The 25,755-nt window shown below is 35.0% G+C and carries 32 protein-coding genes and 1 other annotated feature; of the genes, 7 read left to right on the top strand and 25 right to left on the bottom strand.

Translation table 11 applies throughout. The features are described from left to right. Nucleotides 1-95: 95 nt before the first annotated feature. Entirely contained in the window at nt 96-827 is a 732-nt protein-coding gene (locus AB3U99_RS11035; RefSeq protein WP_400247560.1) for a class I SAM-dependent methyltransferase, read from the top strand. Here AB3U99_RS11035 and AB3U99_RS11030 read toward each other — a convergent pair. Next, a complete protein-coding gene (locus AB3U99_RS11030) occupies nt 811-2,178 on the bottom strand; it encodes a transposase (protein WP_400244534.1) in 1,368 nt (455 codons plus the stop codon). The two genes, AB3U99_RS11035 and AB3U99_RS11030, sit on opposite strands and share 17 nt — an antisense overlap. Before the next feature lie 311 nt (nt 2,179-2,489). Here AB3U99_RS11030 and AB3U99_RS11025 point away from each other — a divergent pair, with 311 nt between their 5' ends. From AB3U99_RS11025 to AB3U99_RS11010, 4 genes are all read left to right on the top strand, one after another. Then, the gene (locus AB3U99_RS11025; RefSeq protein ID WP_400247558.1) at nt 2,490-2,768 is read left to right on the top strand and encodes a tRNA-binding protein; all 279 of its coding nucleotides are present in this window, start codon (nt 2,490-2,492) and stop codon (nt 2,766-2,768) included. A 156-nt stretch (nt 2,769-2,924) separates the two neighbouring features. Continuing rightward, entirely contained in the window at nt 2,925-4,262 is a 1,338-nt protein-coding gene (locus AB3U99_RS11020) for an ISLre2 family transposase (protein ID WP_400241655.1), read from the top strand. Between the two features lie 80 nt (nt 4,263-4,342). After that, entirely contained in the window at nt 4,343-5,347 is a 1,005-nt protein-coding gene (locus AB3U99_RS11015; RefSeq protein WP_400242607.1) for a transposase, read from the top strand. Further along, entirely contained in the window at nt 5,277-5,927 is a 651-nt protein-coding gene (locus AB3U99_RS11010) for a hypothetical protein (protein WP_400242608.1), read from the top strand. Before AB3U99_RS11015 ends, AB3U99_RS11010 begins: the two co-directional genes overlap by 71 nt. A gap of 553 nt (nt 5,928-6,480) precedes the next feature. Here the strand turns inward: AB3U99_RS11010 and AB3U99_RS11005 are convergent. Together AB3U99_RS11005 and AB3U99_RS11000 are read right to left on the bottom strand one after the other, a co-directional pair. After that, the gene (locus AB3U99_RS11005) at nt 6,481-6,708 is read right to left on the bottom strand and encodes a hypothetical protein (RefSeq protein WP_400247556.1); all 228 of its coding nucleotides are present in this window, start codon (nt 6,706-6,708) and stop codon (nt 6,481-6,483) included. Between the two features lie 20 nt (nt 6,709-6,728). Beyond that, nucleotides 6,729-6,905: a Fe3+ hydroxamate ABC transporter substrate-binding protein gene (locus tag AB3U99_RS11000; protein ID WP_400247554.1), complete on the bottom strand. Its 177-nt coding sequence runs from the start codon at nt 6,903-6,905 to the stop codon at nt 6,729-6,731. 167 nt (nt 6,906-7,072) lie between these two features. On the opposite strand from AB3U99_RS11000, the gene AB3U99_RS10995 reads away from it, so the two are divergent. Continuing rightward, a complete protein-coding gene (locus AB3U99_RS10995) occupies nt 7,073-7,255 on the top strand; it encodes a hypothetical protein (RefSeq protein WP_400247552.1) in 183 nt (60 codons plus the stop codon). A 114-nt stretch (nt 7,256-7,369) separates the two neighbouring features. Here the strand turns inward: AB3U99_RS10995 and AB3U99_RS10990 are convergent, their stop codons facing one another. From AB3U99_RS10990 to argS, 15 genes are all read right to left on the bottom strand, one after another. Continuing rightward, nucleotides 7,370-7,903 carry a dihydrofolate reductase family protein gene (locus AB3U99_RS10990; protein WP_400247550.1) on the bottom strand — a complete coding sequence of 178 codons (534 nt, stop codon included), beginning with the start codon at nt 7,901-7,903 and terminating at the stop codon, nt 7,370-7,372. 60 nt (nt 7,904-7,963) lie between these two features. Then, nucleotides 7,964-8,419: a GNAT family N-acetyltransferase gene (locus AB3U99_RS10985; RefSeq protein WP_400247549.1), complete on the bottom strand. Its 456-nt coding sequence runs from the start codon at nt 8,417-8,419 to the stop codon at nt 7,964-7,966. A gap of 141 nt (nt 8,420-8,560) precedes the next feature. Continuing rightward, entirely contained in the window at nt 8,561-8,716 is a 156-nt protein-coding gene (locus AB3U99_RS10980; RefSeq protein WP_400247547.1) for a DUF3934 family protein, read from the bottom strand. A gap of 219 nt (nt 8,717-8,935) precedes the next feature. Then, nucleotides 8,936-9,127: a DUF6366 family protein gene (locus AB3U99_RS10975; RefSeq protein ID WP_400247544.1), complete on the bottom strand. Its 192-nt coding sequence runs from the start codon at nt 9,125-9,127 to the stop codon at nt 8,936-8,938. Nucleotides 9,128-9,231: 104 nt separating this feature from the next. Continuing rightward, the gene (locus tag AB3U99_RS10970) at nt 9,232-9,420 is read right to left on the bottom strand and encodes a hypothetical protein (RefSeq protein WP_101731331.1); all 189 of its coding nucleotides are present in this window, start codon (nt 9,418-9,420) and stop codon (nt 9,232-9,234) included. Between the two features lie 147 nt (nt 9,421-9,567). Next, nucleotides 9,568-10,167, bottom strand: a complete 600-nt coding sequence (locus AB3U99_RS10965) for a DUF2441 domain-containing protein (protein WP_400247541.1) — start codon at nt 10,165-10,167, stop codon at nt 9,568-9,570. Between the two features lie 349 nt (nt 10,168-10,516). Then, nucleotides 10,517-10,810 carry an antibiotic biosynthesis monooxygenase family protein gene (locus tag AB3U99_RS10960; RefSeq protein WP_400247539.1) on the bottom strand — a complete coding sequence of 98 codons (294 nt, stop codon included), beginning with the start codon at nt 10,808-10,810 and terminating at the stop codon, nt 10,517-10,519. 51 nt (nt 10,811-10,861) lie between these two features. Continuing rightward, complete coding sequence (locus tag AB3U99_RS10955) at nt 10,862-11,809, bottom strand: DUF2268 domain-containing putative Zn-dependent protease (protein ID WP_400247537.1); 948 nt, start codon at nt 11,807-11,809, stop codon at nt 10,862-10,864. A gap of 95 nt (nt 11,810-11,904) precedes the next feature. Next, nucleotides 11,905-13,080, bottom strand: a complete 1,176-nt coding sequence (dnaN, locus tag AB3U99_RS10950) for a DNA polymerase III subunit beta (protein WP_400247535.1) — start codon at nt 13,078-13,080, stop codon at nt 11,905-11,907. Between the two features lie 629 nt (nt 13,081-13,709). After that, the gene (locus AB3U99_RS10945; protein ID WP_400247533.1) at nt 13,710-14,141 is read right to left on the bottom strand and encodes a YfmQ family protein; all 432 of its coding nucleotides are present in this window, start codon (nt 14,139-14,141) and stop codon (nt 13,710-13,712) included. A 160-nt stretch (nt 14,142-14,301) separates the two neighbouring features. After that, nucleotides 14,302-15,738 (bottom strand): PLP-dependent aminotransferase family protein, encoded by a 1,437-nt coding sequence (locus AB3U99_RS10940; RefSeq protein WP_400248035.1) that lies wholly within the window; start codon nt 15,736-15,738, stop codon nt 14,302-14,304. Nucleotides 15,739-15,879: 141 nt separating this feature from the next. Then, complete coding sequence (locus AB3U99_RS10935; protein WP_400247531.1) at nt 15,880-16,806, bottom strand: DUF2268 domain-containing putative Zn-dependent protease; 927 nt, start codon at nt 16,804-16,806, stop codon at nt 15,880-15,882. A gap of 480 nt (nt 16,807-17,286) precedes the next feature. After that, nucleotides 17,287-17,658, bottom strand: coding sequence for a VOC family protein (locus AB3U99_RS10930; RefSeq protein ID WP_400247530.1), 372 nt, complete (start codon nt 17,656-17,658; stop codon nt 17,287-17,289). 263 nt (nt 17,659-17,921) lie between these two features. Beyond that, complete coding sequence (locus AB3U99_RS10925; RefSeq protein WP_400247528.1) at nt 17,922-18,590, bottom strand: YcnI family protein; 669 nt, start codon at nt 18,588-18,590, stop codon at nt 17,922-17,924. 208 nt (nt 18,591-18,798) lie between these two features. Continuing rightward, nucleotides 18,799-20,475, bottom strand: a complete 1,677-nt coding sequence (argS, locus tag AB3U99_RS10920) for an arginine--tRNA ligase (RefSeq protein WP_400247526.1) — start codon at nt 20,473-20,475, stop codon at nt 18,799-18,801. A gap of 48 nt (nt 20,476-20,523) precedes the next feature. Next, nucleotides 20,524-20,736, bottom strand: a binding site (T-box leader). Between the two features lie 117 nt (nt 20,737-20,853). Here argS and AB3U99_RS10915 point away from each other — a divergent pair. Further along, nucleotides 20,854-21,147, top strand: a complete 294-nt coding sequence (locus tag AB3U99_RS10915; protein WP_400247524.1) for a hypothetical protein — start codon at nt 20,854-20,856, stop codon at nt 21,145-21,147. A 77-nt stretch (nt 21,148-21,224) separates the two neighbouring features. Here the strand turns inward: AB3U99_RS10915 and AB3U99_RS10910 are convergent, their stop codons facing one another. From AB3U99_RS10910 to AB3U99_RS10880, 7 genes are all read right to left on the bottom strand, one after another. Further along, the gene (locus AB3U99_RS10910) at nt 21,225-21,647 is read right to left on the bottom strand and encodes a hypothetical protein (protein WP_400247521.1); all 423 of its coding nucleotides are present in this window, start codon (nt 21,645-21,647) and stop codon (nt 21,225-21,227) included. A gap of 444 nt (nt 21,648-22,091) precedes the next feature. Continuing rightward, on the bottom strand, nt 22,092-22,949 hold the full coding sequence (locus AB3U99_RS10905) for a GyrI-like domain-containing protein (RefSeq protein ID WP_400247519.1): 858 nt from the start codon (nt 22,947-22,949) through the stop codon (nt 22,092-22,094). 52 nt (nt 22,950-23,001) lie between these two features. Beyond that, nucleotides 23,002-23,214, bottom strand: a complete 213-nt coding sequence (locus tag AB3U99_RS10900; RefSeq protein ID WP_400247517.1) for a hypothetical protein — start codon at nt 23,212-23,214, stop codon at nt 23,002-23,004. 98 nt (nt 23,215-23,312) lie between these two features. Beyond that, nucleotides 23,313-23,756 carry a hypothetical protein gene (locus tag AB3U99_RS10895; protein WP_400247515.1) on the bottom strand — a complete coding sequence of 148 codons (444 nt, stop codon included), beginning with the start codon at nt 23,754-23,756 and terminating at the stop codon, nt 23,313-23,315. A 103-nt stretch (nt 23,757-23,859) separates the two neighbouring features. Further along, nucleotides 23,860-24,096, bottom strand: coding sequence for a hypothetical protein (locus AB3U99_RS10890; protein ID WP_400247512.1), 237 nt, complete (start codon nt 24,094-24,096; stop codon nt 23,860-23,862). Nucleotides 24,097-24,215: 119 nt separating this feature from the next. Further along, the gene (locus AB3U99_RS10885) at nt 24,216-24,860 is read right to left on the bottom strand and encodes a TVP38/TMEM64 family protein (protein ID WP_101731346.1); all 645 of its coding nucleotides are present in this window, start codon (nt 24,858-24,860) and stop codon (nt 24,216-24,218) included. Between the two features lie 331 nt (nt 24,861-25,191). Further along, nucleotides 25,192-25,665, bottom strand: a complete 474-nt coding sequence (locus AB3U99_RS10880; RefSeq protein WP_400247509.1) for a DinB family protein — start codon at nt 25,663-25,665, stop codon at nt 25,192-25,194. Nucleotides 25,666-25,755 lie beyond the last annotated feature (90 nt).

Raw genomic sequence — 25,755 nt, 5'->3', positions numbered from 1 at the left:
TACTAAATCCCACATCTATCATTCTACTAATTCCCTTTATCAATATTTTCCATTATAATTCAACTTACAAATATATACATAGGGAGAGTGTAGAAATGGAATCTTCTCAAAATGCAAAAGACAATTGGAATGCAGATTTATATGATGATAAACATTCGTTTGTTTCGAAATTGGGGAATAATTTAGTCGAATTATTGAATCCAACACAAGGTGAAAAAATCCTTGATCTTGGGTGTGGAACGGGTGATTTGACGAACACCATTCATAATTTTGGTGCTGAGACTTTAGGTATCGATAAATCGGAAAATATGGTGAAGCAAGCACACAACAAATACCCTCATCTAAAATTCATGGTTCAAGATGCAACAAGCTTACATTTTCCTAGCGAATTTGATGCAGTATTCTCTAATGCGACTCTACACTGGGTACACCCTCCTATCCAAGCTCTAGAAGGTGTCTATCAAAGTTTAAAAAAAGGAGGAAGATTTGTTGCTGAATTTGGCGGCAAAGGCAATGTTCAAACAATATTAGATGAAATTATCCGTCAAATAAAACAAGCTGGATTTCCGTTTAGCGAAGAACAATTCCCTTGGTATTACCCAAGTATCGGAGAGTATTCAAGTTTAATGGAAAAAGTCGGATTTAGGGTTACCTTTGCGCAACACTTTGATCGTCCGACTCCATTAGATGGGGAGAATGGGTTGAGAAACTGGATTATAATGTTTGGGGATGAACTGTTTAATGGTATTCCTCTAGATGATAAGAACGAAATCATTTCAAGGGTTGAAGAAAATGTTAAAGATATATTACTCAACTTTCGGACATAGAAAAACTCAATGAACCCTTGATGTAACTTGGCAGGGATTCAAACCAATGTGTTAATTGACCCGTTAAAGTTTCCGTGCTTAAAGAAACAGTACCTTTTGACATTGTTTCGAAAAGTTCTAGTAACTGTTGTAAAGCCGTAAGCATATCCAAATCTTTTACATCTTCGCACATTAAGAAAAAGAGTATTCCGATTGTTTTTGGGTCTTGTTCATTTCTTCTGCTCCATTCAAGCAGAGTATAGCGTGTGAAAACTAAGGTTGTATGGCTGATCATGGAATCATACGATCTACCTTGAAATTCCTTTGCGAGCTTTAACATTGACTTTGTGCATTTAAAGAATGTTTCAATGTCCCAACGCATACCATAAATCCTTACAATTTCTTCATCTGAAAGGGCAGTATCCGTGCTTAAAATGGCTAACCATTCACTCTTCTTATTGCGATTTCTAACAAAAACAATTTTGACAGACGTCTGTTTATCCGTTTGAAGGCATACTTGAATAGAGCCCAAGACACCTTTTTTTTGAAGGTTGGGCTTAACTACCTTAAACAACTCATCTAGTTTCAATAGTTTGTCGTTATAAAGGTAGCGTTGCTTCATTTGTTTGACCATGCCAATCACGAATAAGCCTTTTTCTGTAATCGATTCGATTAAAGGCGCATGTGTAAACCAAGTATCCATCAACACATAATCCGCCACTATGCCTTTATCTAAGCAGTTTTGGATAAGAGTAGCGGCCATTTCAGGTTTAGGTTGTATAGCTTCCAGACGACGCTTATATCCAGAAGTTCGCTTATCAATAGTAGAATCTATTTCACAATAACGGTTCTCCTTTTTAGTTGAACTGAGGAGCGCAAAGTCAACTGGTACAAACGAAAATCCGTCAGACCAACCGAGTGTTAACATGGAGAACCCCTTAACAAATTTATGTGTCACATGGTCATGAACACGTGCTAACAGCTCTACTTTTTTACTACGGTTACGTGAAAAAACTGAGTCATCCAAAATAAAAACGGAAATCCTCTTTGATGAAGTTAACCTTTCAAAACGCTGTGTAACTTCAAATGAAAGGGATAATAAAAACTTGCGCCAGTTAAATGTAGGCACCTTTAAGAAGTCATAAATGACATCCTTACCTGGAAGAACGGTTGCTTTTTTACTCAAACAAGCTTGATACCAGGTACGATGTTCAAATACTAAAAGAAACAAAAGTTGAAAAATGGTGAGGCATGAAAATCCAAGTTTTTTGGTAATACCCGCATTCCGTAAATGCCTTCCCACATTTAACTCCGAAAAGCTGTGTTTCATAGCTTGCGAGAGATGGACAAAAGACGAATTTTTCGATAACATAATGGTAGACACCTTTCTTTGTGTAATTGGTTTAGTCACCGTTATTTTACCAAAGAAACAGGTGTCTTTTCTTTTTATCTTCACAAAAGACAAAGAAAAGCAAATGGATATTAAATGGGGTCTACCCTATCAATCGTAAGGCTTTAAAAGTTAAATTCAACTCCGAAAGTTGAGTATATTATATATAAAAGGAAAATGGATGGCAGACTATAAAAGGCTTCGAGTGATTGGTGTGAAAGAATAATAGGGAATCAATTAAAAAACAGATTTCATTAAAGATATCCTAAAAAAACGAAAATGGAGATGTATTCATGGCAACAATTGAAGACTATTTAAAATTGGATATCCGTGTTGGTACTATTATTAAAGCAGAACTTTTTCCAGAAGCACGTAAGCCTGCTATAAAATTAGAAATTGACTTTGGAGAAATTGGCATTAAACATTCTTCTGCACAAATTACACAACGATATACACCAGAAAAACTTATTGGTAGCCAAGTAGTTGCAGTAGTAAACTTCCCAGCACGACGTATAGCTGGTTTTAAATCTGAAGTATTCGTAAGTATGAGTAAAATGTTTGTGGGGGAATAAATATCCTTTTTGTATAGTTGGGGGACGAGTCCCCCAACTATACAAAAAGGCCACCAAGCGAGAGCGCGGTAGCTGGAAAAAATTAAGCATTAAAAAAGAGAGCTTCCTTTTGTAAAGTAGAGTTTGCCTAAAACACTACGAAAAGGAGCGGCTCTCATGAATGAATGTAACATAAAATTACCATCATTAAAAGAATTGGAAAAAACTTTATTTCGAACGCTACAAAATACGTTTCAAGAAATCCTTGTTCAAACATTAGAAAATTGGGATTTAGAGATTGCCCAGCAACGAGATAAAAGAAGATTTGCTTTACGAGATAAACGAGATATACGATTAGAGACAGCCTTTGGAGCAGTGGAGCTGAAGCGTAATTATTATTTCGATCGTGTGACAAAAAAATATGTTTGTTTATTAGATCAATATTTACAATTTCAAGGGAATAAAGGATTTAGTCCTCTACTAGAAGAATGGGGGTTAGAATTAGCGACGAATGGTTCCTCCTATCGAAAGGCTGTGGAAACCTTAGAACAGTTTTTAGGCTATTCGGCGATGAGCCACGAAGCATTACGGCAACATCTTCTTCAAACAAACGTGCTTCCAGTTACGGAAAAACGTCCCTTTCAAAAGGTCTTGTTTGTCGAAGTAGATGGATTATATGTGAAGAGCCAAGAAAAGAAAAAGCGTGGATTTGAGTTGAAATTCGCCGCTGTACACGAGGGATGGAAAGGAAACGGAAAGCGAGTCAGGCTCCGAAATAAAAGGCATTTTCTCTATGAAGGAAAAGAAGCATTTTGGGAAGCGTTTGAAACGTTCTTACAGAATAATTATGCGTATGATCCTACCCAAACCTTGCTTATTATTAATGGCGATGGAGCAGGATGGATAACGGCATGTCGGGAGTATTTTCGTGAACGCGCCTTTTTCACCATGGATCGTTTTCATGTAGCTCGTTCGATGAAACAGCTAATGAAGAGCCATCCCCGATACCGCTACATGAAAATAGCGTTAAAAAACTACCAGGTAGAAAAATTACTTCTAGAGTTGAATAGTGCAGTAGGAACAATGGAAACACCAGAAGAAGAAGAAAAACTAGAGCATTTACTTGCATTTTTGACGCATCATCAGGAAGCAATAAAAGATTATCGTATTTGGTTAGAGGAGAAGGATGTGAACACCGAAGCTTATCGTCCGATGGGAAGTGCAGAAGCAATGATGAATCAATTAGCCAAACGATTAAAAAATGGAAGAGCATGGAGCAAAGAAGGGGTCATGAGCATAGCGCGATTACGGATTGGACTAAAAGATGACCTATCCATCCAAACGATATTCGGTAAATGGGAAAAAGCCACGGAAAAATCAAAGAAAGAGCATCGACCGAACAGAAAAATATCAACAAAATTAGTAACAGAAACCGTGCGTCAGAACATTCCATACTTAAATCAGGCGATTGGAAAACCCATTCACTTTGCATTACAGGCATTAAAAGGTTTTTAAAAACTTACGCGGAATAAATAACACCAACCATGTTTATGAGTTATAATAGACTTATAAATTATTTAAGTTGGTGTTTATTTATGCGTACAAAAAATCGGTTAAATCCAGTTGAATCTATTTACTATACTCCTGAGATTACACATTGCCCTAAATGTGAAGGCAAATTAACATACTGTCATCCTGTATGGCGGAAAACCATCTCTACTCTTAAAGGTGAATTTAAAGTAATCAATCTAGGTTACAGATGCGAAAATAACTCCTGTGATAATCATATCGTTTATCGCTCTGCAGAGGCTGAACAACTCAGTATGAAACATATTACATATGGAATGGATGTCATTGCTCATATTGGTCATTTACGCTTTAAAGAACATAAAACACGATTAGAAATTACCGACATACTAACGGAGAAGCAGATTAAAATCTCTGAAAGACAGGTTCAAAAACTCTATGAACGCTACGCGTTACTACTTAGGTCATCTGTCGAAGAGAACACGAAAGAAATTTTAGAGAAAGTCGTAGAAGAAAGTGACGGATTAATCCTTTCTATTGATGGCGTTCAACCTGAAAAAGGAAACGAAACACTTTATGTAATCCGTGAGGTACTAAGTGGAACTGTCCTAGCTGCACACAATCTAAAGAGTAGTGCATCTCAAGAATTGGTTGGGATTATTCAACCCATCATTAATTGGGGTTACCCAATTCAAGGGTTTATTAGTGATGGGCAACAGTCAATCCGTTTAGCGATTGAGAAAGTCGCACCAAACATTCCATATCAGTATTGTCAGTTCCATTACTTTAAGGATATTGCCAAACCATTAGTGGAAAAGGACCGAAAGTTAAAGACAAATATTAAAAAGAAGCTAAGGGGAATTCGAGATATCGAGAGAAAAATAGAAGAATCCCCTTCAGAAAGCTTAGAAGATGAAATCGCAAGTGATTATGTGGCAGCCATTCGCTCCGTATTACTGGAAGATGGTAAGCCCCCGTTTGAATTACCTGGTACTCGAGTCTATGAACGAACAAAATCAATCAAAGACTCGATTGAAAAATGCCTGGATAAAAAAGGGGACTCTTTTACTTGAAAAGCTATTCAGAATAGTCAGTAATGTTGATAACTTTAACTCAGATTATCAACTTGTGAAACGTTGGGACCTGCGTTTTAAACGGATTGCCACTATTATGGAGCCATCTGAAAATAAAACAAGTTCTTGGGTCGAAAATAGACTAAAACAGTATCTAGATCATATTAAAAAAGAGCTTAATCGGGAAGAGGATCATGCGTTTGTGGATAATCTTTTAAGATATAGTAATGGCTTTTGGAAAGGACTTTTTACTATATACGATTTCCCTCTCTTACCTAGGACGAACAATGATTTAGAACTATTCTTTAGACGTACAAAAGTAAGGCATAGGCGAATAACTGGTAGTCGAACTTGGAATCGTTATATTGTTCGTCATGGTGAAAACATTGTTTTTGTTGAAGGTGTTACAGATGAACGAGACGGTTTGAATAAGATAAGGAAAGCTGACTATTCTACCTATAAGAACGAAGCTAATAAGTGGAATAACCGGATACTTGAACACACAAAACAGAGAAGGTTTAAAAAGGACCCAAATGCATATTTACTCAATATTGAGAGCAAATGGAACGAGCACAACTAACCTATTGTGTTAGTTGTGCCGTCTAAGTTAAAAAAGAAAAAAACGAAATGTTGATGAAAGAAAACATTTAGAAAACGGATACAAAATTAGAAGTTTTACTTTATAAAAAGGGAGCTATAAAAAACTCCCACAAAAACTTGACTCAATCTATTCGTAATTGGCGGTGTCCCAAAAGAAGGTGATGTGGTACATTTAAAACCAGACGTACCTGTAAAAAATGGAACACCGATAGCGTAACCATTTTTATAGATGTTCTTGGTGGACTAACTGACCTTAGTTGAACATGACTTTATATAAAAATGTGAAAGACCGATCGATTAAGTCGGTCTTCTTTTTTATTGATTACACTATTATTTCATGTGCATATGGTTGCTAATCGCATTGGTTTTTAATGTATTATATATATTTACTTCAGAACAACAATAATATGACATTCCCTTTCATGGAACTCAATAGGACCTGCTTCACAAATAACAAATCCAACATATGATGAAATCCCAGTTGTTCATAAACCGTTCGTCCAATTTAAAATGCTAATTGGTTGTGGTCCATTTTAAAAAAGGAATAGGAATAATCCAATAATAGCAATTACCAAATAACATATTGTTCCGATAATTTTCACTTTACGATTCACATCTGTTTTTTTCTCTAAATTATGTGTATAGTCATACATAACCCATAAAGAAATTAACGGAATAATTCCTACCAAATAATTATCTATATGAATGATTATATACACTGCCACTATTGCAAATGCAATATTATATAATATCGTTCTCAATCTATTCCCTCCTAAATTATTTATTGAGATTGCTTCGTATTAAAGCATTTTTCACAAATTAATTTCCCTTCATTATGTATATAAGCCTTTATTTCCGTCATCCCTTTTCGCTCTGGATAGCGCATTTTTACAAAAACAACTTCATTTCCTTCAATAGGTTTGCCACAATAAGAACACTGGGGTTTTAGTTTAAACATCGCTGTTCCTCCTATAATTTATCTACTATTTACTACGGACAACAGCTAGTAAAAGTTCCGTTTATCCCCATTTAGACTAAGCTCAAATGAAAAATGCAGACACATATGTTACACTTATAATTCAAAATATTCAATCAACAAAAATCTCTGTAGGAGGTGATTATATATTGCTTTTACTAATAGCAATCGTATCAATCGTTATATGGAGTACGTTATCTCGAGAGCTTGTAAAATCTTCAGAAGTGAAGAACAATCAGAAAAACAGACGTAAAGTAATCACTTTAATGTCTGCAGGTACCTTATCAACCATTATTCTGACCATCTCCCTTTTTCAAAATCTCCAATCATAAAATCCGCTTTACACAGAACTTCCAAAGTTATGGGAGTTCTCTTTTTTTGTCAAACTATAGGCAAAAAAGCATTACCACATACTGTAGCAATGCTTTAATTAGCCAATTTATTAATTATTTTTTCACTACATAATGGAGCTCTGCAAACTGATTGAAGGTTCGCATTCCCTTTAATGAAAGATCTAATTGATAATCCCCTTCTTTAAATAACGGAATGCCCTTGCCTAGAATAGTTGGAGCTATCGTTACAATGATTTCATCAACCAGTTTTTCTTTCATGAAAGAATATAATAGTTCTCCTCCACCAACAATCCAAATCGATTTTCCATCTTGGCTTTTTAATGTCTCAGCAAATTTAGTGACATCTTCATTAACAAATTTTACATACTCTGTATCCTCAATAGAAGACTTGGTAAAGACATAACAGTTTTTGTTTTTATACGGAAATTCCCCTTTTTCTTGGTCCATAATCCAATCATAAGTCCTTTTACCAAGTAATATGGTATCCACCGTGTCATAAAACTCGCTAATTCCGTTATCCCCTTCCCCTTCTACATTGAATAGCCATTCAAGAGAATCGTCTTTCGTGGCAATATATCCATCTAAGCTAGTGGCAATAAATAATACTAATTTTCGTTTTTCACTCATAAGTTCTCCTTTATTAAATTATCAATTATTCAATAATAACGATTTTCATAAACAGCAGAATTAAATATCTTTTTCCATCAACACATTCGTAGTCTTATAGCCTACTTTCTCATATAATCCTCGGGCTACTAGATTATGACCAAAAACATGGAGACCTATTTTTTTCAATCCGATCTCCTGCCCAACAATCTCTATTTGCTTTAGTGCTTCTTTGGCATAGCCATTCCCTTGGTATTGTTCACTTATATGTATATCATAGATAAATCCTAGTTTTTCAGACTTTTGTGCAAGCCATATAACGCCAACTGTCTCGTCATCCTTTCGAATGGTGTATAAGAAATTTCGTTCCGTCTTCTCTCCTTGAGGCAAAAGTTTTGTATATTCCGCTTCCGCTTTTCTTATGGATTCTTCCTGCTTCCAATTTCCTGACAAAACTTTTTCTTGTGCATAAGATTTAATTGCAGAAGATAGATATGTTTTATATTCATTAGAATTCATTAAATCTAATTTAATCATTGTTTATCACTCCCCTTCACTTTTTATTCTAGTTTTTAACAATCGATTCCTGCTTTACGTAGCTTGGAAAAATATTTGAATAAAGAAAAAGCGATCCTTCCTCATGAAAGAATCGCTCCGTTAGTTATATAGCAACAGAAACTATTTTTCCGATGTCTCTGTATTTTTGTGATTTTTAACACCCTTACTCGTGTAAGGCTTGTTACTCTTTTTTTTGTTTGCACTAGCTTGCCAGCGATTCCAGCCCTTTTTCCCTGTTCCTCTGCCTGTTCCGCCCTTACCTTTTGCTTTACTCATACAATCAACTCCGATTTTCTTGTCCATTTACGTATCTATCATTAGTTAGTCTTATCCTTTTGTTATGGTAAAAAACATACATAATGAACTATAAGTATATAACAAGGAGTTCATGTTTGAAACAATTAATAATTTTTGTATACGATTAAAAGCTGTTTTTTCTTCCACTAACCTACTCTGACAATACAAATAAAAGCCATTTTCCCAAAAATGCTATCCTTATTGAAAGAAAGCTGCATAAAGAATAAACCCTACTATTAGGACAAGAAGCAATACTCCAGTCCCCTTCCAGCCTAACCCGCCCACTAAGTCAGCGAGATTGCTGCCATGAATACTACTAGATGGATGTTTCAATTCCTCTTGTCGCATTTTTTCTCTTCTTATTTCTGGAACATCTTTCTCTTTTTCCATTTTCTAACCCCCTATAAAATAAGCTAACAATCATTTAGATTGCTTATCCATTAATAAATAGTAAAGAAGCACTAATCTTTCGTAGATTAATGCACTCGTTCCCTTTAGACTTCCCTATTGTTTTTCTTTCCAGCAATCACAACCCTATATAAATCAAAAGCAGTAAACACAACCACTATTCCCCAAAAAATCAAACTGCTACCAATCGAATTATCACTAGATAAGACAATAAGGACGATAATCCAAAAACCAACCAATGAAAAAATTCTGTTTACCATTTCAGATTTAAACATTTAACACCATTCCTTTTGGAGATTATTCTTCATCGTTTGATGTATAGGTAAAGATATTTTTGCTATTTTTTCCATTTAATAAATAATACGTTCATTGCACAAGAAGGTTTAACTAAAGTTTTTCTATCAAAATTTCATTTGTTACTTTTACTTAAATTCCTTGTTTGTAAAATCACGAATAATTTCCACCACTTCAATTTTTCCATTTATCAAAAGCTCAGGAAGTTCATTTTTTCCATTACCCTTCCAATACTCCCGAGCTTGTTCTATTTTTCTATGGAAAGGTGCAGCCTCAATAGTCGGCAATAGCTCTCCATCCCCTTCAAAATAATTCCCATTCACGCGAAGCTTAACAATTTGTAAGACATTGCGATTAAAGGAATCAAATAATGCTTTCCATTTTAGAACCTCGTCATAGCTTTTCGCAGCATATAAACAAGACAACCTGGAAGGATAATTGGGGTAATCCTGTAGCCTAACCATTTCGGTTATTACTTCTCTAATCGCTCTCATTGTGTGCCCAGCATACTGAACAACAACTTCGGCATTCTCTTTATCAAGGTGTAAGCCTTCGTTTGTATAATGATTATTTAAAATTTGCATAAAGTCCTTGTTTTGATCATTTAACTGTTCTTTTTCAAAAAAGAAATGGTATAAAGTGTTTTTTTGATGTTCATCAAAGTTAATGACCTGTCCAAGCGACATTTTTTTGTTTGTGACAAGATGATAGGCAGAAAATTCTTTCATGTTTCCTCCTTCTGTATAAGACAAAAATGGCATCATCAGAAAACATTTACCACTTTTCAATTATCTGCTCCATTTTTTCTATTACATTAATTTTCTTTGCTGTTTAATATAAAACGGACTAGCTACATAGTTATACATGTTAAATAGACTATTTATCTCTTTCGCTTTTCAATAATTCTATAATTTCCTTATTTTGTTCAGTCACTTTTCTTAGTTTCACTTCTATTGATAAACATGTAAAGGCTAATATAACTATTCCAATCGTTATGATAAATATCATATATACACCACTTCTCTTTTTATTATGCAACTATATTATTTTAATATTTAAAGACCTAGCTAAACCCGATTAAAGCCTGACTCTACTAAAATGCTCCACTATTGGAAATGGATCATAAAAATGATGTAGCTGTTTTTTCCATTCTTGATACTCATTTGAATGTCTAAAGCCAACTGTATGGTCTTCTAATGTTTCCCATTGAACAAGCAGCAAATATTTCCCTTTCACTTCCATACAGCGCTGTAATTCATGGGAGATATACCCATTCATAGAAGCAATAATTTTGGATGCCTCGCGAAATGCTTCTTCATATTTTGACTCCATGCCTTCCTTAACTTGTAACATCACGGCTTCTAGTATCATCTAATTCTCCCTATTTTCTTTATTTGATGTACTTATTTTTTTACAAATCACTTACTGATAATGCTCTATATAATTTCCCTTTTCATATATTTCTTTACTAGTAAGTCCCGTCCATTCTTCTGGTGTCAAGTCTGGATGTTTATTCAAATATGTTCTTACCATATTATAGCCCTCACTATAGCCATAACTATATGGAAATTGTTTTCCGCCATTTAGTATTTGAGTGGTTCTGCTATAATCTATTTTCTGTAAGTCTGGCTCTATTTGCTTCCATAATTCTTTATTAAAATTGAAATAAACTACGGTTCCATCCATATCAGGATAAACTAACTTTTCAAACATCACTGCTTTTCCTTCTAAAATTAAATAATCTAATACAGTCTCTAAACCTTCCTCTTGAAAATGCCTTTCCGTCCATACACTATGATGGTATTCATGGGCTGTTCCAACTTTCAACATATTCTCATCATAACTATGATTGTAAAATATACTTATCTTACCAGTTCCTAGTGTTTCCATATACGGTAAATTCTGATCTGCTTCCGTAGGAAAAACACATACATTGGTTTCTATTTTAGAAGGTATGTAATTAGTGGATTTGATTAATGCCTCTTTAATAGCACTATTTATGGTTTTCTCATCCATTATCTTAATAAGATCCTTTATTTCTTCCATATCCTCAGGAGCATGAATCGAATAGATTTCTCCACTCTTTATAAAATGTTCTCCCTCCCGAAAGCATGCGTCATTGATTGGTTCTATTACTTCTTCTCTAAACAGCTTGAACTTTCTTACCGTTTCATCTTCTTTCATCTTTTCTTCATAATTTGCATAAAGTTTATAAGCATGCACAATCTGATATTCCTGTCCTGTCTCGGGATGCTTAAAGGAATAATAGATATCATCTGATTCTTTCTCTTCTTTTAACGTCTCTTTCTGTTCACAAGAGATTAATAGAAGGAATAATAGTAGAATAACAAACACTCCAGGTTTTCGCATAACATTCTCCTACCCCTTTTTGATTAATTACGGACGTAACTCTAAAAAGGTTTCAGAAAATTTCAAATCAAATGAATGAGAGTCAAGTTCAGTCATTAATACGAACGCACTGGGGATATTAGATGAAGAGACGTATTATTCCCAACTGGTTCCATTAAGACCGGTCTCATTGAACCTCCAAAACTTATTCTTATTTCTTCTTCTTTTATTACTTTTAAAGCATCCATCAAAAAGCTTCCATCTAAAGAGATACTTAAAGCTGTCTCTCCATCCAGTTTATTTATAGTTTGTGTTTCCTCTATTTTCCCTATTTCAGATGAATTTGAGGTGATTTTTAATTTCATATCTTTTTTTATTTCCAAATAGACATTGTTATTTTTCCATTCACTTGCAAAAAGACAAGCTCGATCCACGCCTTTTAAAAATTGCTTTGTATTGACTATAATTATAGTCCTTGCATTTTTAGGGAATAATCCTGAGACATTTGGATAGTTCCCTTCGATTAATCGGGAATAAAGAGAAGTTAAATTGGTTTTAAATACAATATAGCTATCTGTAACAAATAGATCGATAAATCCAGATACATTCTGAATTAACTTACTAAGCTCCATGAGGCTTTTACTTGGAACGATGAATGAACCACTTACATGTGAATCGATTGTAAGCTCTCTCCATGCTAAGCGATGTGAATTTGTAGCAATGTATGTAAGTTTGTTATCTTTAAATAACATATTAACGCCAGTCAAAACTGGTCTCGCTTCACTTTTTGATACAGCAAAAGCTGTCTGTTTAATCATTTCTATTAAATCTGTGCTTTGCATTTGAATATGCTTCATTTCATCTATTTGTGGAAGCCTCGGATATTCTTCTGACTGGAAACCGTTAATTGTTGTAATAACCTCCTCCGCTTTCAGGGTAGCTATTTGCTTTTCGTTAACTGTTAGATGGATTTTATCCGGTAACTTTCTCACTAGTTCACTTAAATATTTAGCAGATAATACGACACTGCCAATCTCCTTTACTTCTAACACATTGATTCCATCCATCTCTAATGGAATCACCTTTTCGATAATAATATCTGCATTACTTCCAATAACAATTACAGATTCTTTATTAGCGATAATTTTTATACCTGAAAGAATAGGAAAAGGTGTTTTCTGGGATACTGCTTTATTCACATCTGCTATCGCTCTATTAAAGCATTCACTATCAACAATAAATTCCATTACTGGCAACACTCCAAAATAATTGATAATTATACAATTCGACATTTTTTGCCAATTCCCTTGTGCATTTTTTCTCTCAAACCAACTTTCAAAAATTACATAAAAAAAACTACCAAACCGGTAGCGAATTTTAATAAGTTAAACTTATTTTTATGCGTTGCTTGGAGCGAAAGGGGTGAGACTCCTGTGGGATTAGCGAGGAGGGCACTGAAAAAGTATGTTTAATCTAAATCCAACTAGGATTTTGAGCTTTGAAAGCGAAAATATGTTGGTTTGGAGAGGTGACCGCTCGACTCCTATGGGAGCTGCGAGAAAGTCCGAGACCCCGCAGGAACGCAGTGACGAGGAGGCTTGGCGCTCGCCCCATGGAAAGCGAGCGGTCACCTCGGAAAACAATTCCCACATCTAAGTTTAGAAAGAGGTTACTTTCAATCATCAATAGCTTACAGTTTTTCAGTGCCCTCATTAGCGAGACAGCTGAGACCCTGCAGGCCAAAGGCAGACCGCGGCTCAGCGCGAGCCCCACGGAAAGCGAACCCCTGTAGCGGAAAGCAACACCTTATTCAAAGAGATTAATAAAAATATATATAAAAACCTCTGTCTCTAAAATATGGGAGTTTGTCTACAGTCTGAAACTACCAAACTGGTAGTTATAATCTTGTATCAATCGAATTCTATTTTTTATTTAAAACATCTAAATGAAGAGGATAGGTGCTATACGCGACTATTTTGTTTTTGTATTTTTTCACAATATCCACATGATCCTGATAACTATTTAAGAACAATTTTATATTCTTATTTCCTTTTTTCGTATGAATAATGAGGGAATACTCAGCGTTATTTGAATGGAGGTATGTTTCTTCACTTCCTGGATATAGACTATATTTTTCTCTGACCACCGCTTCATTAAATACTTTTATTATCGTCTCTTTATTTTCCCCATCTACCTTCATTTCGTTGTAGATTATTTCTGTTTCCAGGTTATCAAGTTTCAAATGGAGCCTATACTTATCCAAAAGCCAATCTACCACTCCAGTTGGTAAGCATGTCATTAAAATTTTTATTATACAAAACAACACTAATGCTATGATAGAAATCCAAGTCATCTAAATTCACTCCATTACGTATTCAATTCATGTTTTCTACATTATTAATAGTACTAAATTTCTTCTCGATATTGACCATCCAATTGATATATATATTAACCATCCACTTTCAATAAAAAATAAGATGCAAGTCTTTTTAACTCCTTGCATCTTTCCACCATTATTCTCTACTAGACTTTAGTGCCTCTGCAAATCTTCTTATCCCCTCATCAATATTACTTTCTATTTCTTTCGCATAAGTAAATCGAACATAATGAGGGTTGGAACCCATAGTGGAGCCAGGTGCATAAATAACTCCATTTTTTAAAGACTCCTCCAATAAACGGTTTTCGTTGACTTCATTTTTTATTTTACACCACAAATGAATCCCGCCATTTGGAATTATGAATTCTACTTCTCCTTTTAAATAGGTATCTAAGCTTTCGATAATTTGATTTCTTCTACTTTCAAGTTGTTTAACTAAATGATTTAAATGGGATGCAAAGGAAGGCAATTCTAGAAAATCGTTTGCTACCCATTGGGAATAACTCGAATGGCCAAAATCAACCTGTTGCTTAGCATCGGATAATCTTTCTATCACAGGCTTTGGACCAATAATCCAGCCAATTCGAAGACCAGAAGCGACAATTTTGGAGAGTGAGCTAATATATAATACATTGCCATTTTGATCCATCGACTTCAGCGGAAATATTGGTTTTCCGGAAAAAGAGGTTAAACTATATGGATCATCCTCTACAACTGGTATGCCATATTGGGAAGAAATTTCTAAAATCTCCTTCCTCCTTTTTTGACTGAGGGAAACGCCAGTTGGATTTTGAAAGGCTGGGTTTAGAAATATCATCCTAATCCTGTGTTTTCTATGTAACGAGATTAAATCATCAGGTTTTATGCCGTTTTCATCTGCTGTCAAAAAATAGGTTTTAACTCCTGCTGATTCAAATAATGGCAGACTATAATGATAAGAGGGATCCTCAATTGCTACCGCATCCCCGGGTTTAAGCAAACATTGAATGATTAAATGTAAAGCTTGTTGGGCGCCTGATGTAATCAATATAGAAGACAGGTTCGTATGCAAACCACGATATTCCTCCATATGATGGGCAATGGTTTTTCTTAGCAACTCGCTACCTTGTGGATGATCATAACCTAATGACCCAATATAGGAGCGATCAGAAGTAATTTCCCGTAGCGATTTTAAAGGAAAAAGATCCTCTGAAAGCTCCCCACTAGCTAAATTGATCAAATGATGATCCACCATCTCTTTTCGTATCCGTTGCATGACAGGTACATTAGGCAGGAAGGATCCTGCTTCAATATAGCGATTCCAGCTAGGCACACGCTTTTTGGTTATTCCCCATATATCCTTACTTATCGTTGTTCCACTACCTCTTTTTCTTTCAATTAATCCATTTGATTCTAACTCATCATAGGCTGCAACTACTGTACTTCTATTCAATTCTAGCAATTTTGCTAAAGTTCTTTCAGATGGCAGTGGCTTGTCCAAAGGAAAGGATCCATCTGCAATACCATTTTCAATAAACTCCGCTAATTGCTTATAGATTGCTTTTTTTATTTGTCGATCAGGTTTCCACTCCATTGTATCCACACTTCTTTACCTCATATTGTATCCATATAGGACAGCTATCTAAATTATATTGTTTTCCATTATATCTTAATTTTCTTCTTTTAAACAATTATAGTCCTTTCCTTTTTACTTAGAATATTCCCCTACTTTTTACTAATAGATCTCAATATATTTTCCATCCTCATAAATCTCTTCTCCTGATAACTCTGTCCATTCTTCGGGAGTAAGACTTGTGTACGAGTCCAAATAAGCTTTTACTAAATGATATCCCGCGTTATACCCATAATCCTCTGGAAGATCGTCCCCTCCATAGATTATTTCATAGGCACGGTAAGCATCATAAAAATTCAATTCAGGCTTTACTAGTTCCCAATATTCTGTTAAGAAAGGATAGCTTGGATCTTCATACGAATTACCAGGGTAAACAATGTTTTCAAACATCACTGCTTTTCCTTCTAAAACTAAAATATCCAATACTGTATCAGAGTTTTCTCTATTAAAATACTTTTCCGTCCAAACACTATGATGGTATTCATGTGCTATTCCAACCTTCAAAAATTCTTCATCAAAAAATAACGTGTAAAGAACACTGATTTTCCCTGTTCCTTCGGTTACCATTTGTGGTAAATCAGGATCGTATGGAGTTGGATAAATACATACATTTGTAGCTTTGTTTGATGGAATATAATTAGCGGATTCTATTAATGCTTCTTTAATAGCATTATTTATTTTTTCCTCATCGATTGTGTTTATAATCGCGTTAACTAGTTCCATGTCTTCCGGAGGCTCGACTGAATAGGTTTTCCCGCTTCTTTCAAAGTATTCCGCATCTTGATAGCACGCTTCGACAACCGGTTCGATTACTTCTTCTTCAAATATTCGCTCTTTTGGAGTAGTAGAATCCTTTTCTATCCTTTTTTCATAATTGTCATATAGCTTATAAACATGGACAATATTAAATTCTTGATTTGTTTCAGGATGATTGTATGAATAAATCAACGTTTCTTCTTCCGATTTTTGATCAAATGATATCAGCACTGTACAAAAAAGTAAAACGATTAAAACACCAAATAAACGCATAAAATGTCACCTCGATAGTTACAATGTAATGGATTACTTAAGCCATTATATTTTTAAGGCAGTTGGAATAATCATACATTCACTATTGCTATCTGAGCAATCACTTTTTAAAGATTCGAAAAATAAATGTACCAGTCCATTTATCTTTTTCCCACAAAAAAACAAGCTACAAATTTGCAGCTTGTCATATTATTTCTTCCTTTTTCACATGAAGATTCTTGGATACTATGATTGATATTTCGAGTTGAGCTTAGGAACACTTTTATAAAGTAACCATACACAAAGTGGCAGAACAATGAATGCTGGTAGAACACTAATCCACGCGTCTCTTTTGACTATTGTTAAAATCCCTAGAATTATTATTACATAAGCAAAAAGTCCAACAGATAGTAGAACTACATATACAATGGAAATATATCGCAATGTATTTTGCATAGTAAATAGGCCATTTAAGTAAAAATACGGAAATATATTTTAGTCTTACCAGTGTACTTGAAGTTTATTTCCATTTGGGTCATAAAAGTGGAAAAAGGCGTGACCATTATCTTCTTTTATATCCTCCACCTTAACTTGATTATCAATTAAGTGTTGATGAAATTCAGTTAATTCTGAACTTGTAAAACCAATACTAAATTCTTGTTTATTATCAATTGTAAAATGTGCAAATGTTTCATCTTCAGTAGGAACTAAGATAAGTAAGAAAGGTCCTTCATTTACTTTTATAATTGCAAGTTCCTCTGTATTGTTTAGCAACTGCAGCCCTAGTACATCTCTATACCATTTTGCAGACAGTTCTAAATCTTTTACAGGAATTCTAATATAATGTACTTGTTCAATAAATGATTTACTCATAGCCTTCTCCCCTTTATTTAATCCGGTATATAATATTCCCTTTCTATATCCCTATTTCCTTCCGATAATTGAATTAAATTAACCCTATCTTTAACGGAACATTATTCTTATTATTATTCTAAAAATTTAGATAACACAGTTTATGTTACCGGTGAAAGAACAACCGTTTGAAAAATTCAATAAATATTATTCATTTACAAACCAAAAAAAGTCCATTCCCTAGAAGCTAATCTTCTCCTTAGGAAATGAACTTTTTCACCCTCTTATTTTTTTCTAATAAAAGTCAATCCAATCGCTACAACCGATAAAACAATCGCGATAATGGAAAGAATCGTATTTACATTTGTACCTTCATGTGAATGCTCAGTATCCTCGTCTGCAGCGTGATGATCATCTGCTGTGTCATCTGTTGCTTCATCCGTTCCATGGCTATGTCCATGACTATCAACCGTTTCATTGGATTGAGCAATACTTGTAATAGAATGAGGTAATTCAGAATCACTGTCTCCTGTCCACTCGACAATACTGCCATCTGCATAGTATTGGAATGCATCCCAGGCAATATCCCCAGGCTCTTTTGGATTTTGGGCTCTAAAGGTGAAGTCGCGATATTGGCCTGCTTTAATTGCTGTATCTTCTGATTCCGCTTCCCAAGTAACCGTAGCAACTTTCCCATTATCATCTGTTGTGGTAGTCGTCTTCCAGCCATCCACTGGTGCATACATTTTGAATTCCACATTTTCCGGAATTTTGATCGTAACCTTGGTTGTATCCACATTTTTTTCAACCGGTATTCTTACTTGATAAGTTTCCCAAGCCTCTGTAGTCGATTGAGAAGGATTTACTGTCACATGGGCACTCACTGGTAATGCAATGAAAAAGACAGCTGCAAAAGCAACTAGTATCGATAATAATTTCTTGTTATGTATCATTTCTAAATCTCCTTTACTTTTTTACTGATTCCATAAAGAGAGGTTAACACTATCTCTTACGTGTTAACCTCCTTCATCATAACAAATCAAGTAACTTCATTCAAAGATAAAACAGCTGTGTTTGTGTCTATTCTGTGAACGTTTTATGACAAATGTATTTTTAACGAGCTACATCCTATTTTAGCCAAAATTAATCCTCTTTAATCTTCTACATCGCTTCAGGAGCGGATATTCCTAGCAATCTTAATCCTTCTTTTAAAACAAGTGTTACAGCGTATACCAATGATAGTCTCGCTTGTTTTTCATCGTTTTCTTCCAAGATTTGAACATGTGCGTAGTATTTATTAAATGCTTTCGCTAAGTCGATAACATACTTAGCGATTTCAGAAGGATCATAATTCTCAATGGCCTTTTCCACACTTGTCGGAAAGTCCATTAAGATCTTCACAATTGGAAAACTAATATCATTCCACTGCAAGTCAGTAATGCTAGCTGGATGGGAAAATTGTCCTTTCCGTAATAAGGAACAAGCTCTGGCATGTGTATATTGGATATAGGGACCTGTTTCTCCTTCAAACTTAAGCATATCCTCTAAGGAAAATTCTATATCTGTTAAACGATAATGCTTTAATTCATGAAAAATGATTGCCCCTGTTCCTACTTGCTTCGCTACTTCTTCTTTCTTTTCAAGAGAGGGATTTTTTTCTTCGATATTTTTCTCTGCCAACTCGATTGCAGCTTGAAGTACCTCTTCTAATAAAACAACTTTTCCTTTTCTAGTAGACATCTTCTTGCCGTCTTTCAGCATCATGCCAAATGGAATATGCGCCATTCCTTTTGCCCAATCATATCCCATTTTTTCTAATACTTGAAAGAGCTGTTTAAAATGAAGCGTTTGTTCATTTCCTACCACATATAAGCTTTTGACAAAATGATAGTTTTCCTGACGATGGATTGCAGCGGCTAAATCCCGTGTAGCATATAGGGTTGCTCCGTCGCTCTTTTTGATTAAGCAGGGCGGGTAGTCCTCAAGCTCTACCACCTGCGCTCCTTCTGATTCCACTAAAAGCTGCTTCTCCTTTAATAAGTCGACAACTGCTTCCATCTTGTCATTAAAATATGCTTCTCCATCATTTGAATCAAATGTAATTCCTAGTAGTTTATAGATTTTATTAAACTCTTTTAACGATTCCTTTCGAAACCATTTCCAAAGTATTGTCGCTTCTTCATTTCCCTGTTCCAAATAGTTAAACCATTTTCTCCCTTCCTCATTTAAGGTAGGGTCTTCTTCTGCTTTTTCGTGGAACAGGACATATAGCTTTAGTAATTCTTTAATGGGATTTTCTCTTACTTCTTCTTCTTTTCCCCATCGTTTATAGGCCACAATTAATTTACCAAACTGTGTCCCCCAATCCCCAAGATGATTAATGCGAATGGCTGTATAGCCATTTTTCTCCGCAATAAGACCAAGTGCATTCCCAATAACCGTTGAACGTAAATGCCCCATTGAAAACGGCTTGGCAATGTTTGGGGAAGACAAATCAATTGCCATTACCCCTTTATTTTGCGGGAGATCTCCATAATGCTCCTTTTGTTCAAGAATTTCACCAATTACTTTAGAGGACACCAATTGCTGATTTAAGAAAATATTGACATAGCCGCCTACTACTTCAGCATGATCAATAAGTGGGGACTCTATTTTTTCCGAAATCTCCGCAGCAATGAGCTGTGGTGCTTTCCGCATTGATTTCGCGAGTGTAAAGCATGGAAAAGCCAAATCTCCTAAATGAGCAAATTTCGGTTTTTCTAACAGCTGTTCCATCGTTTCCTTTGTTAAATCTAAATATGTTTCTAATACATTTGCTATTTCAGTTTTGATGTTCATCTATATTCTCCTTTTTTGAAGATAAAAAAAGCCCCCACCTCTTCCAAACGAAGAGGCGAGAGCTCAATTTCCCGCGGTACCACTCTAATTGTTATTTTCATAACCACTTAAATCAGTTAACGGCCTGTAACCGATCATTCCTACTTCCATTCAGAATGATATCTCGAAAGTGCGTTTCACTAATTGTTCCACATTAGGCTTCCACCATCCCTAATTCGCTAGCGCTTTCCAATTAGCTACTCTCTTTTTCTACGATTGTCCATATTTTTTCTTATTATACACACACTTTTCGAAAGAATCCAATACTTTTTTTATGAAAAAAGAGGCAAGCGCCATTCTTTTCCATTTACATATAGTATTGGGGGAGGTGAAACAATAATGAATTCTCAAAATAGAGCTTTCGGTGGACATATAGGTACTGTTGGTCCTATTGGAGTTGGTGGGTTTGCAGGTGTTGGCCATGGCGCAGTAGGAGTCGGAGCTATTCCTCTTGGTGCAGTTACGCCAACAGCGGGCTTTACTGCGGGTAACCCACTGATTATTACCCCTTTTCATCATGTTCCTACTACTCATCAACAGCATTGGAATTATGGTCAAACTTACCCTTCATATGCTCAACCATATGGCTATAATCCAGCTTATTCTACTTATGGAAATTACCCATTTTATTGACCTAATGAAAAAGGCAACAACTAGACTCCCTTTATGTTGAAAGGAATCTGGTTGCTGCTTTTTTCTACTTGCTGTTATTATTCTGCGATATTGATTTGTTTATTTTTCCGCCAGCTAAGGAAGGTTACTACTAATCCACCAAGTGAAAGGATTATACCAGCAATGTATCCTAGTAAACTTGCAGTACTTACATTATCCCCGTTTGGTGCACCGTCACCTCTTCCTTCCATTCCATTAAACGGCATCATACCATTTTGATTATCCACTGAGAATCCATTGTTTTCTGTTGTATTGCTATTAGTATCTGAATCTGCATTTGTGTCAGTGTTTGCATTTGTATTTGCAGAGGCAGTTGCATTAGTCGGCGCTTGACCTTGACCCCTCATGCCCATTCTCTCAGAAGGTTCTTCTCTATTTACATATGATACAACTCCAATTGTTGATTGAACCAATAAGAATATCATCGCAAGGATCGCAATCCAATTTTGTATTTTCTTCACTTTCATCTCTCCTATCTATAATGTAGTTTTATTATGCTAGAGTTGGCTTAATTTTTTCTTAAATTTTTTAATAGATAGAGTGTGTGGGAGGATTTTTCTATTATTCTCTTAAGAATGGGCCTTTGTTTTGCTTAGGAACGATGCTTTTTTTCTAAAAAGTGGTTTTCATCCCCCTTGTGAACGCTACTTTTCCTATCTTTCTCTGAAAAGTGGTTTTCATTCCCCTTGTGAACGCTACTTTTCCTATCTCTCTCTGAAAAAATGGTTTTCATCCCTCTATTGAACGCCACTTTTCCCTCCCTTCCTCTTAAAAATGGTTTTCATCTCGCTTATGAATGCCATTTTTCCCTCCCTTCCACTAAAAAGAGGCGTTCATTCAATAAAAAAACCGATGGAAACTGACTTTATGCTTACCTACTAGCATTGTCATTCCATCGGTTTTTATTATTTAACTGGAATCCATATTTCCGAATAGCAATCTTCGCTTGACGGATCATCTTCTGTGTAGCGTTCGAAGGAGATGGTTCCTCCTTGTTTATAGCTGTTAGTCGGCATCCATTCCGAATAAATCTGTTTCCAAACTTTCTGTATGCTATGGGGCATTGGTCCATGTACTTCAAAAACTGCCCATTTAGATGCTGGAATGATAAGCTGGTCATACTTTGCTGACTTTTCTTCGGTAGCAACCGCTATCCAGTAATCCATGTCTTTCCCTGCAATTTCTGTTTGGTCTACACAAACACCAAGTATACCTGGTACTTCACCTACTGATAACATTAATAGCTCGTTCACTGTTCCATCATTATTTACCTCTTCCCAAAGCTTAGGGATTTCGCGAAGATTTTCGTCTTCTTGAAAGGAATAAGACTTTTTCATACCGGCAATAGTAAATGCCTCTTTCTCAACTATTTTTACCTTCATTGGTTCTGCCCCTTTCAGCTGTACTTGAATGACAAGTGGGTTATATATTTTCAGGGCGCCAACTCCTCTTCTCGTTTCACTCGGCGTAACACCATGCTGCCTGCGATATGCTTTTGTAAAAGCTTCAGGTGTTTCATATCCATATTTTAAAGCAATATCAATAATCTTTTCCCTTGAGTGAAGCAAGCTTTGCCCAGCTATTGACAGCCGTCTTCTTCTAATATACTCCCCTACTGGTATTTCCGTAAGGATGGCGAATATGCGTTGAAAGTGAAAAGCAGATACATTCGCAACACGTGCAATCACTTCGATTTCGAGCTTTTCTTCTAAGTTTTTCTCGATATAGTTCAATGCTTTTTGTAATCCTTCCAACCATGTCACCTATCTCACATCCTTACCACTATTATATAGGGATTATTTATCGTTTTCCGGTTCATTTCTGCTTGCTTTTGACAGATATGCGATTTGTTTTTTGCGTGTCAAAATGACGGATTAAATAGAGAATAGACCGTCCTAAATAAATACAGAAAAAAGTGCCAAAAATGATAAGTGCGGCTACATAATTATCAAATATCTTCTTACTAGCAATTAATAATAATAGGAAAACTAGCGCTATCCATAAATTAAAAAGCGGATAATTTTTCATTCCTTTTCCCTTCCCTGACTCTAAATTAAATACTTATGTATGTATTTCTCACGGTAAAATAGGCTGTCTATCCCGCTAACAGCTTGGGTTTAGACAACCTATTTGACTTCAATAGAGAACGTATAATTAGGATTTCCTTGATCCCATTTGGCATAGATGTTATATACATATATACCTTCTTTGGCTGGAACTGTCATTTTGTTTCTATTAACCTCTATAAATTCCTCTTCCCCATCTTCAAACACTTCCGCAACCTGTAATGATCCGGCTAACGGTTTTTTATTAAAATCAATCGTAATCGTTGCATTCGGTTCCACTCGAACAGAACCATTTTTCAACCCCATATCCCAAGGAGATGCATAAACATAATCGACACAGGAGCCTTTCAAGGAGCCTTGCCAGCAATTTGAGCCAATTGTTGTCGGAATTCTATTATTCTTCCATAATACCTCAGGTTTTGGTGGCTTGGAAAAGTATATCGTATCCATTAGTACCCAAAAACAAACAAAAATAAATGCAATTATTGTTACCACCATAAACATGCGAGCCTTTTTATCCCCTTTCCTTTCTCTTTAACTATTGGACGATTGATATTGCAGAAAAGTTTCGATTTTTCTTTATAAATAGAAAATTTTGGAGATATTTTTATTCTCCTCCTCCACTTCCTCCACAATCTCCCCCACTATCAAAGGAAGAACCTCCACAGTCATTCCCTCCATCATAGAAAGATGCATTTGAACTATCTGTAGGTGTCCCTGAAAATGGTGGAGAATAATAGCTATTATTCTGATGACTTATGTTGTTTGTCTTTCCTTTTGATGAAAAACTAAAAATATTTACCAATAAGATTGCTACAAATACAAAAATAATAATTCCTAACATCGTTCAATTCCTCCCTCTTTATTCTTATAGTTTGTATACGAACCTTCCTCTGAAATGGTTTCATAATTTTTACAATTAAAAAACCGAAAAGTAGATATTCTACCTTTCGGAAAATTTGATTATGCTCTTTTCTTTATTTCCTTTACTTTTTCCATAAAGGACGGCTTTCTTCTATTAAAATAATAGAAAATCCCTGTAATCAGCAAAACGATAATAATTAGTGCAAGTGGATTAATATTTGTGGAAAATACACCGTAGGGAATTAATGCAAGGACAAAAAAGTAAAAGAAATTTCCTATCGCTGTTCCGATGGTAAAGGGACGTAAGGAAATATTACTGACACCTGCAATGATATTTAAAATACTTGTAGGGAAGAAAGGAAAAACCCTGCCATAGATTACATATCTCATCCCTTTATGTTCGATTTTATCAAGCATATCTTGGTGATTCTTGACTTTGCTATGAACGAAATCTTGAAACCAAAAGCGAATAGCAAGAAAGATAATCATTGCTGCGATCACACTAGAAAGCCAGCTCCACAAAAAGCCGTAAAAGAAGCCAAATGAATAAAAATTAAGGGTAATAACCAATATTAACGGGATAACAGTAAAGCTATTTTGAATAATCATTATAAATAAACTTACAATAAGTGCATAAGAAATATTATCTTTAAATACAGATGTGACAGAATCAATTTCCCCTTGACGAATCGCCTGCAAAATATCTGTATAACGGAAAAATAAAATAAAGAGGCTGATCGTCACAAAAAATGTGAATGGCTTCCAAAAATGTTTTATAATAAATCACCTTTTTCATAAATTATATGTCACATACTAAATAGTGGTACACTCTAGATGATTCATTTTACTACAAATTTATGCTTTTTCTTTTTTTTATAATTATCAGTTTTCTACCCTTTTTTAATATTTTTGAATCTAGATTACCAATACTTGTTATTTACAGCCATTGCATTACCTTTAATGAAACAAAAAACACTATTCATTGGTAATAACTTTCCAAGATGAATAGTGTTTTATTTATTAATTATCTCATCTTTCATTTTTTTCTAACAACTATATGTCTGGTGATTCTAGCTCATTCAAATAATAAAATATTCAAGTCTTTTCCATAACAGTAAACAAGCAGTGTATGTAATTGAGCTCTATGATGATAGATATGTGCGACTATTTCTAATAGCCATTCATACATTGTATAGGTTGCTCCCCAATATGATGTCGTTCTTTCTTGTAATTCTGTTTCTGTGAGATTGCTATAGCTTTCTTTTAATGTTTCATAATTATAGGCAATAGCATCTTTTACATCCTTGACACTTTTTAATGAAACACTAGAATAGTATTCCGTCATCTCTTTTTGAGTCGAACCGTTTAATATCAATAAATCAGCCTTACAAATTACAGCAATATGTTCTAATAGCTCACCTATCGAACGTTTATTACTTGCTGGCCTTTTCTGTAAGTCAGCCTCTTCTAATGTCTCTATTATTTCGATTATTGTTTTTAAAGCTATTTCTATTTGATTTAGTGCACTAGTAATATATGAATTCTTCAATAACGCCACTCCTAAAAAGAATATACGTTCGCATTTTTGATTATAGTCTATTCTATCATATATTCAACACTAAAACTCGTTTATTCTGAC

This window comes from Niallia tiangongensis (assembly GCF_044704065.1).
Classification (GTDB): domain Bacteria; phylum Bacillota; class Bacilli; order Bacillales; family Cytobacillaceae; genus Niallia; species Niallia tiangongensis.
This window is presented reverse-complemented; position numbering and strand designations above follow the sequence as displayed.

Excerpts from the sequence above, each read along its gene's own strand:
- AB3U99_RS10945 (WP_400247533.1), bottom strand. The coding sequence starts at position 14,141 with ATGACTTGGATTTCTATCATAGCATTAGTGTTGTTTTGTATAATAAAA.
- AB3U99_RS10940 (WP_400248035.1), bottom strand. The coding sequence starts at position 15,738 with ATGGAGTGGAAACCTGATCGACAAATAAAAAAAGCAATCTATAAGCAA.
- AB3U99_RS10890 (WP_400247512.1), bottom strand. The coding sequence starts at position 24,096 with ATGTTAGGAATTATTATTTTTGTATTTGTAGCAATCTTATTGGTAAAT.
- AB3U99_RS11010 (WP_400242608.1), top strand. The coding sequence starts at position 5,277 with ATGAACGAACAAAATCAATCAAAGACTCGATTGAAAAATGCCTGGATA.
- AB3U99_RS10990 (WP_400247550.1), bottom strand. The coding sequence starts at position 7,903 with ATGAGTGAAAAACGAAAATTAGTATTATTTATTGCCACTAGCTTAGAT.
- AB3U99_RS10965 (WP_400247541.1), bottom strand. The coding sequence starts at position 10,167 with ATGAAAGAATTTTCTGCCTATCATCTTGTCACAAACAAAAAAATGTCG.
- AB3U99_RS10980 (WP_400247547.1), bottom strand. The coding sequence starts at position 8,716 with ATGAGTAAAGCAAAAGGTAAGGGCGGAACAGGCAGAGGAACAGGGAAA.
- AB3U99_RS10930 (WP_400247530.1), bottom strand. The coding sequence starts at position 17,658 with ATGAGTAAATCATTTATTGAACAAGTACATTATATTAGAATTCCTGTA.
- AB3U99_RS10935 (WP_400247531.1), bottom strand. The coding sequence starts at position 16,806 with ATGCGTTTATTTGGTGTTTTAATCGTTTTACTTTTTTGTACAGTGCTG.
- AB3U99_RS11035 (WP_400247560.1), top strand. The coding sequence starts at position 96 with ATGGAATCTTCTCAAAATGCAAAAGACAATTGGAATGCAGATTTATAT.
- dnaN (WP_400247535.1), bottom strand. The coding sequence starts at position 13,080 with ATGTCGAATTGTATAATTATCAATTATTTTGGAGTGTTGCCAGTAATG.
- AB3U99_RS10985 (WP_400247549.1), bottom strand. The coding sequence starts at position 8,419 with ATGATTAAATTAGATTTAATGAATTCTAATGAATATAAAACATATCTA.
- AB3U99_RS11015 (WP_400242607.1), top strand. The coding sequence starts at position 4,343 with ATGCGTACAAAAAATCGGTTAAATCCAGTTGAATCTATTTACTATACT.
- AB3U99_RS10925 (WP_400247528.1), bottom strand. The coding sequence starts at position 18,590 with ATGATACATAACAAGAAATTATTATCGATACTAGTTGCTTTTGCAGCT.
- argS (WP_400247526.1), bottom strand. The coding sequence starts at position 20,475 with ATGAACATCAAAACTGAAATAGCAAATGTATTAGAAACATATTTAGAT.
- AB3U99_RS11025 (WP_400247558.1), top strand. The coding sequence starts at position 2,490 with ATGGCAACAATTGAAGACTATTTAAAATTGGATATCCGTGTTGGTACT.
- AB3U99_RS11000 (WP_400247554.1), bottom strand. The coding sequence starts at position 6,905 with ATGTTTAAACTAAAACCCCAGTGTTCTTATTGTGGCAAACCTATTGAA.
- AB3U99_RS10895 (WP_400247515.1), bottom strand. The coding sequence starts at position 23,756 with ATGTTTATGGTGGTAACAATAATTGCATTTATTTTTGTTTGTTTTTGG.
- AB3U99_RS10900 (WP_400247517.1), bottom strand. The coding sequence starts at position 23,214 with ATGAAAAATTATCCGCTTTTTAATTTATGGATAGCGCTAGTTTTCCTA.
- AB3U99_RS10960 (WP_400247539.1), bottom strand. The coding sequence starts at position 10,810 with ATGATACTAGAAGCCGTGATGTTACAAGTTAAGGAAGGCATGGAGTCA.
- AB3U99_RS10975 (WP_400247544.1), bottom strand. The coding sequence starts at position 9,127 with ATGGAAAAAGAGAAAGATGTTCCAGAAATAAGAAGAGAAAAAATGCGA.
- AB3U99_RS11030 (WP_400244534.1), bottom strand. The coding sequence starts at position 2,178 with ATGTTATCGAAAAATTCGTCTTTTGTCCATCTCTCGCAAGCTATGAAA.
- AB3U99_RS10955 (WP_400247537.1), bottom strand. The coding sequence starts at position 11,809 with ATGCGAAAACCTGGAGTGTTTGTTATTCTACTATTATTCCTTCTATTA.
- AB3U99_RS10970 (WP_101731331.1), bottom strand. The coding sequence starts at position 9,420 with ATGTTTAAATCTGAAATGGTAAACAGAATTTTTTCATTGGTTGGTTTT.
- AB3U99_RS11020 (WP_400241655.1), top strand. The coding sequence starts at position 2,925 with ATGAATGAATGTAACATAAAATTACCATCATTAAAAGAATTGGAAAAA.
- AB3U99_RS10915 (WP_400247524.1), top strand. The coding sequence starts at position 20,854 with ATGAATTCTCAAAATAGAGCTTTCGGTGGACATATAGGTACTGTTGGT.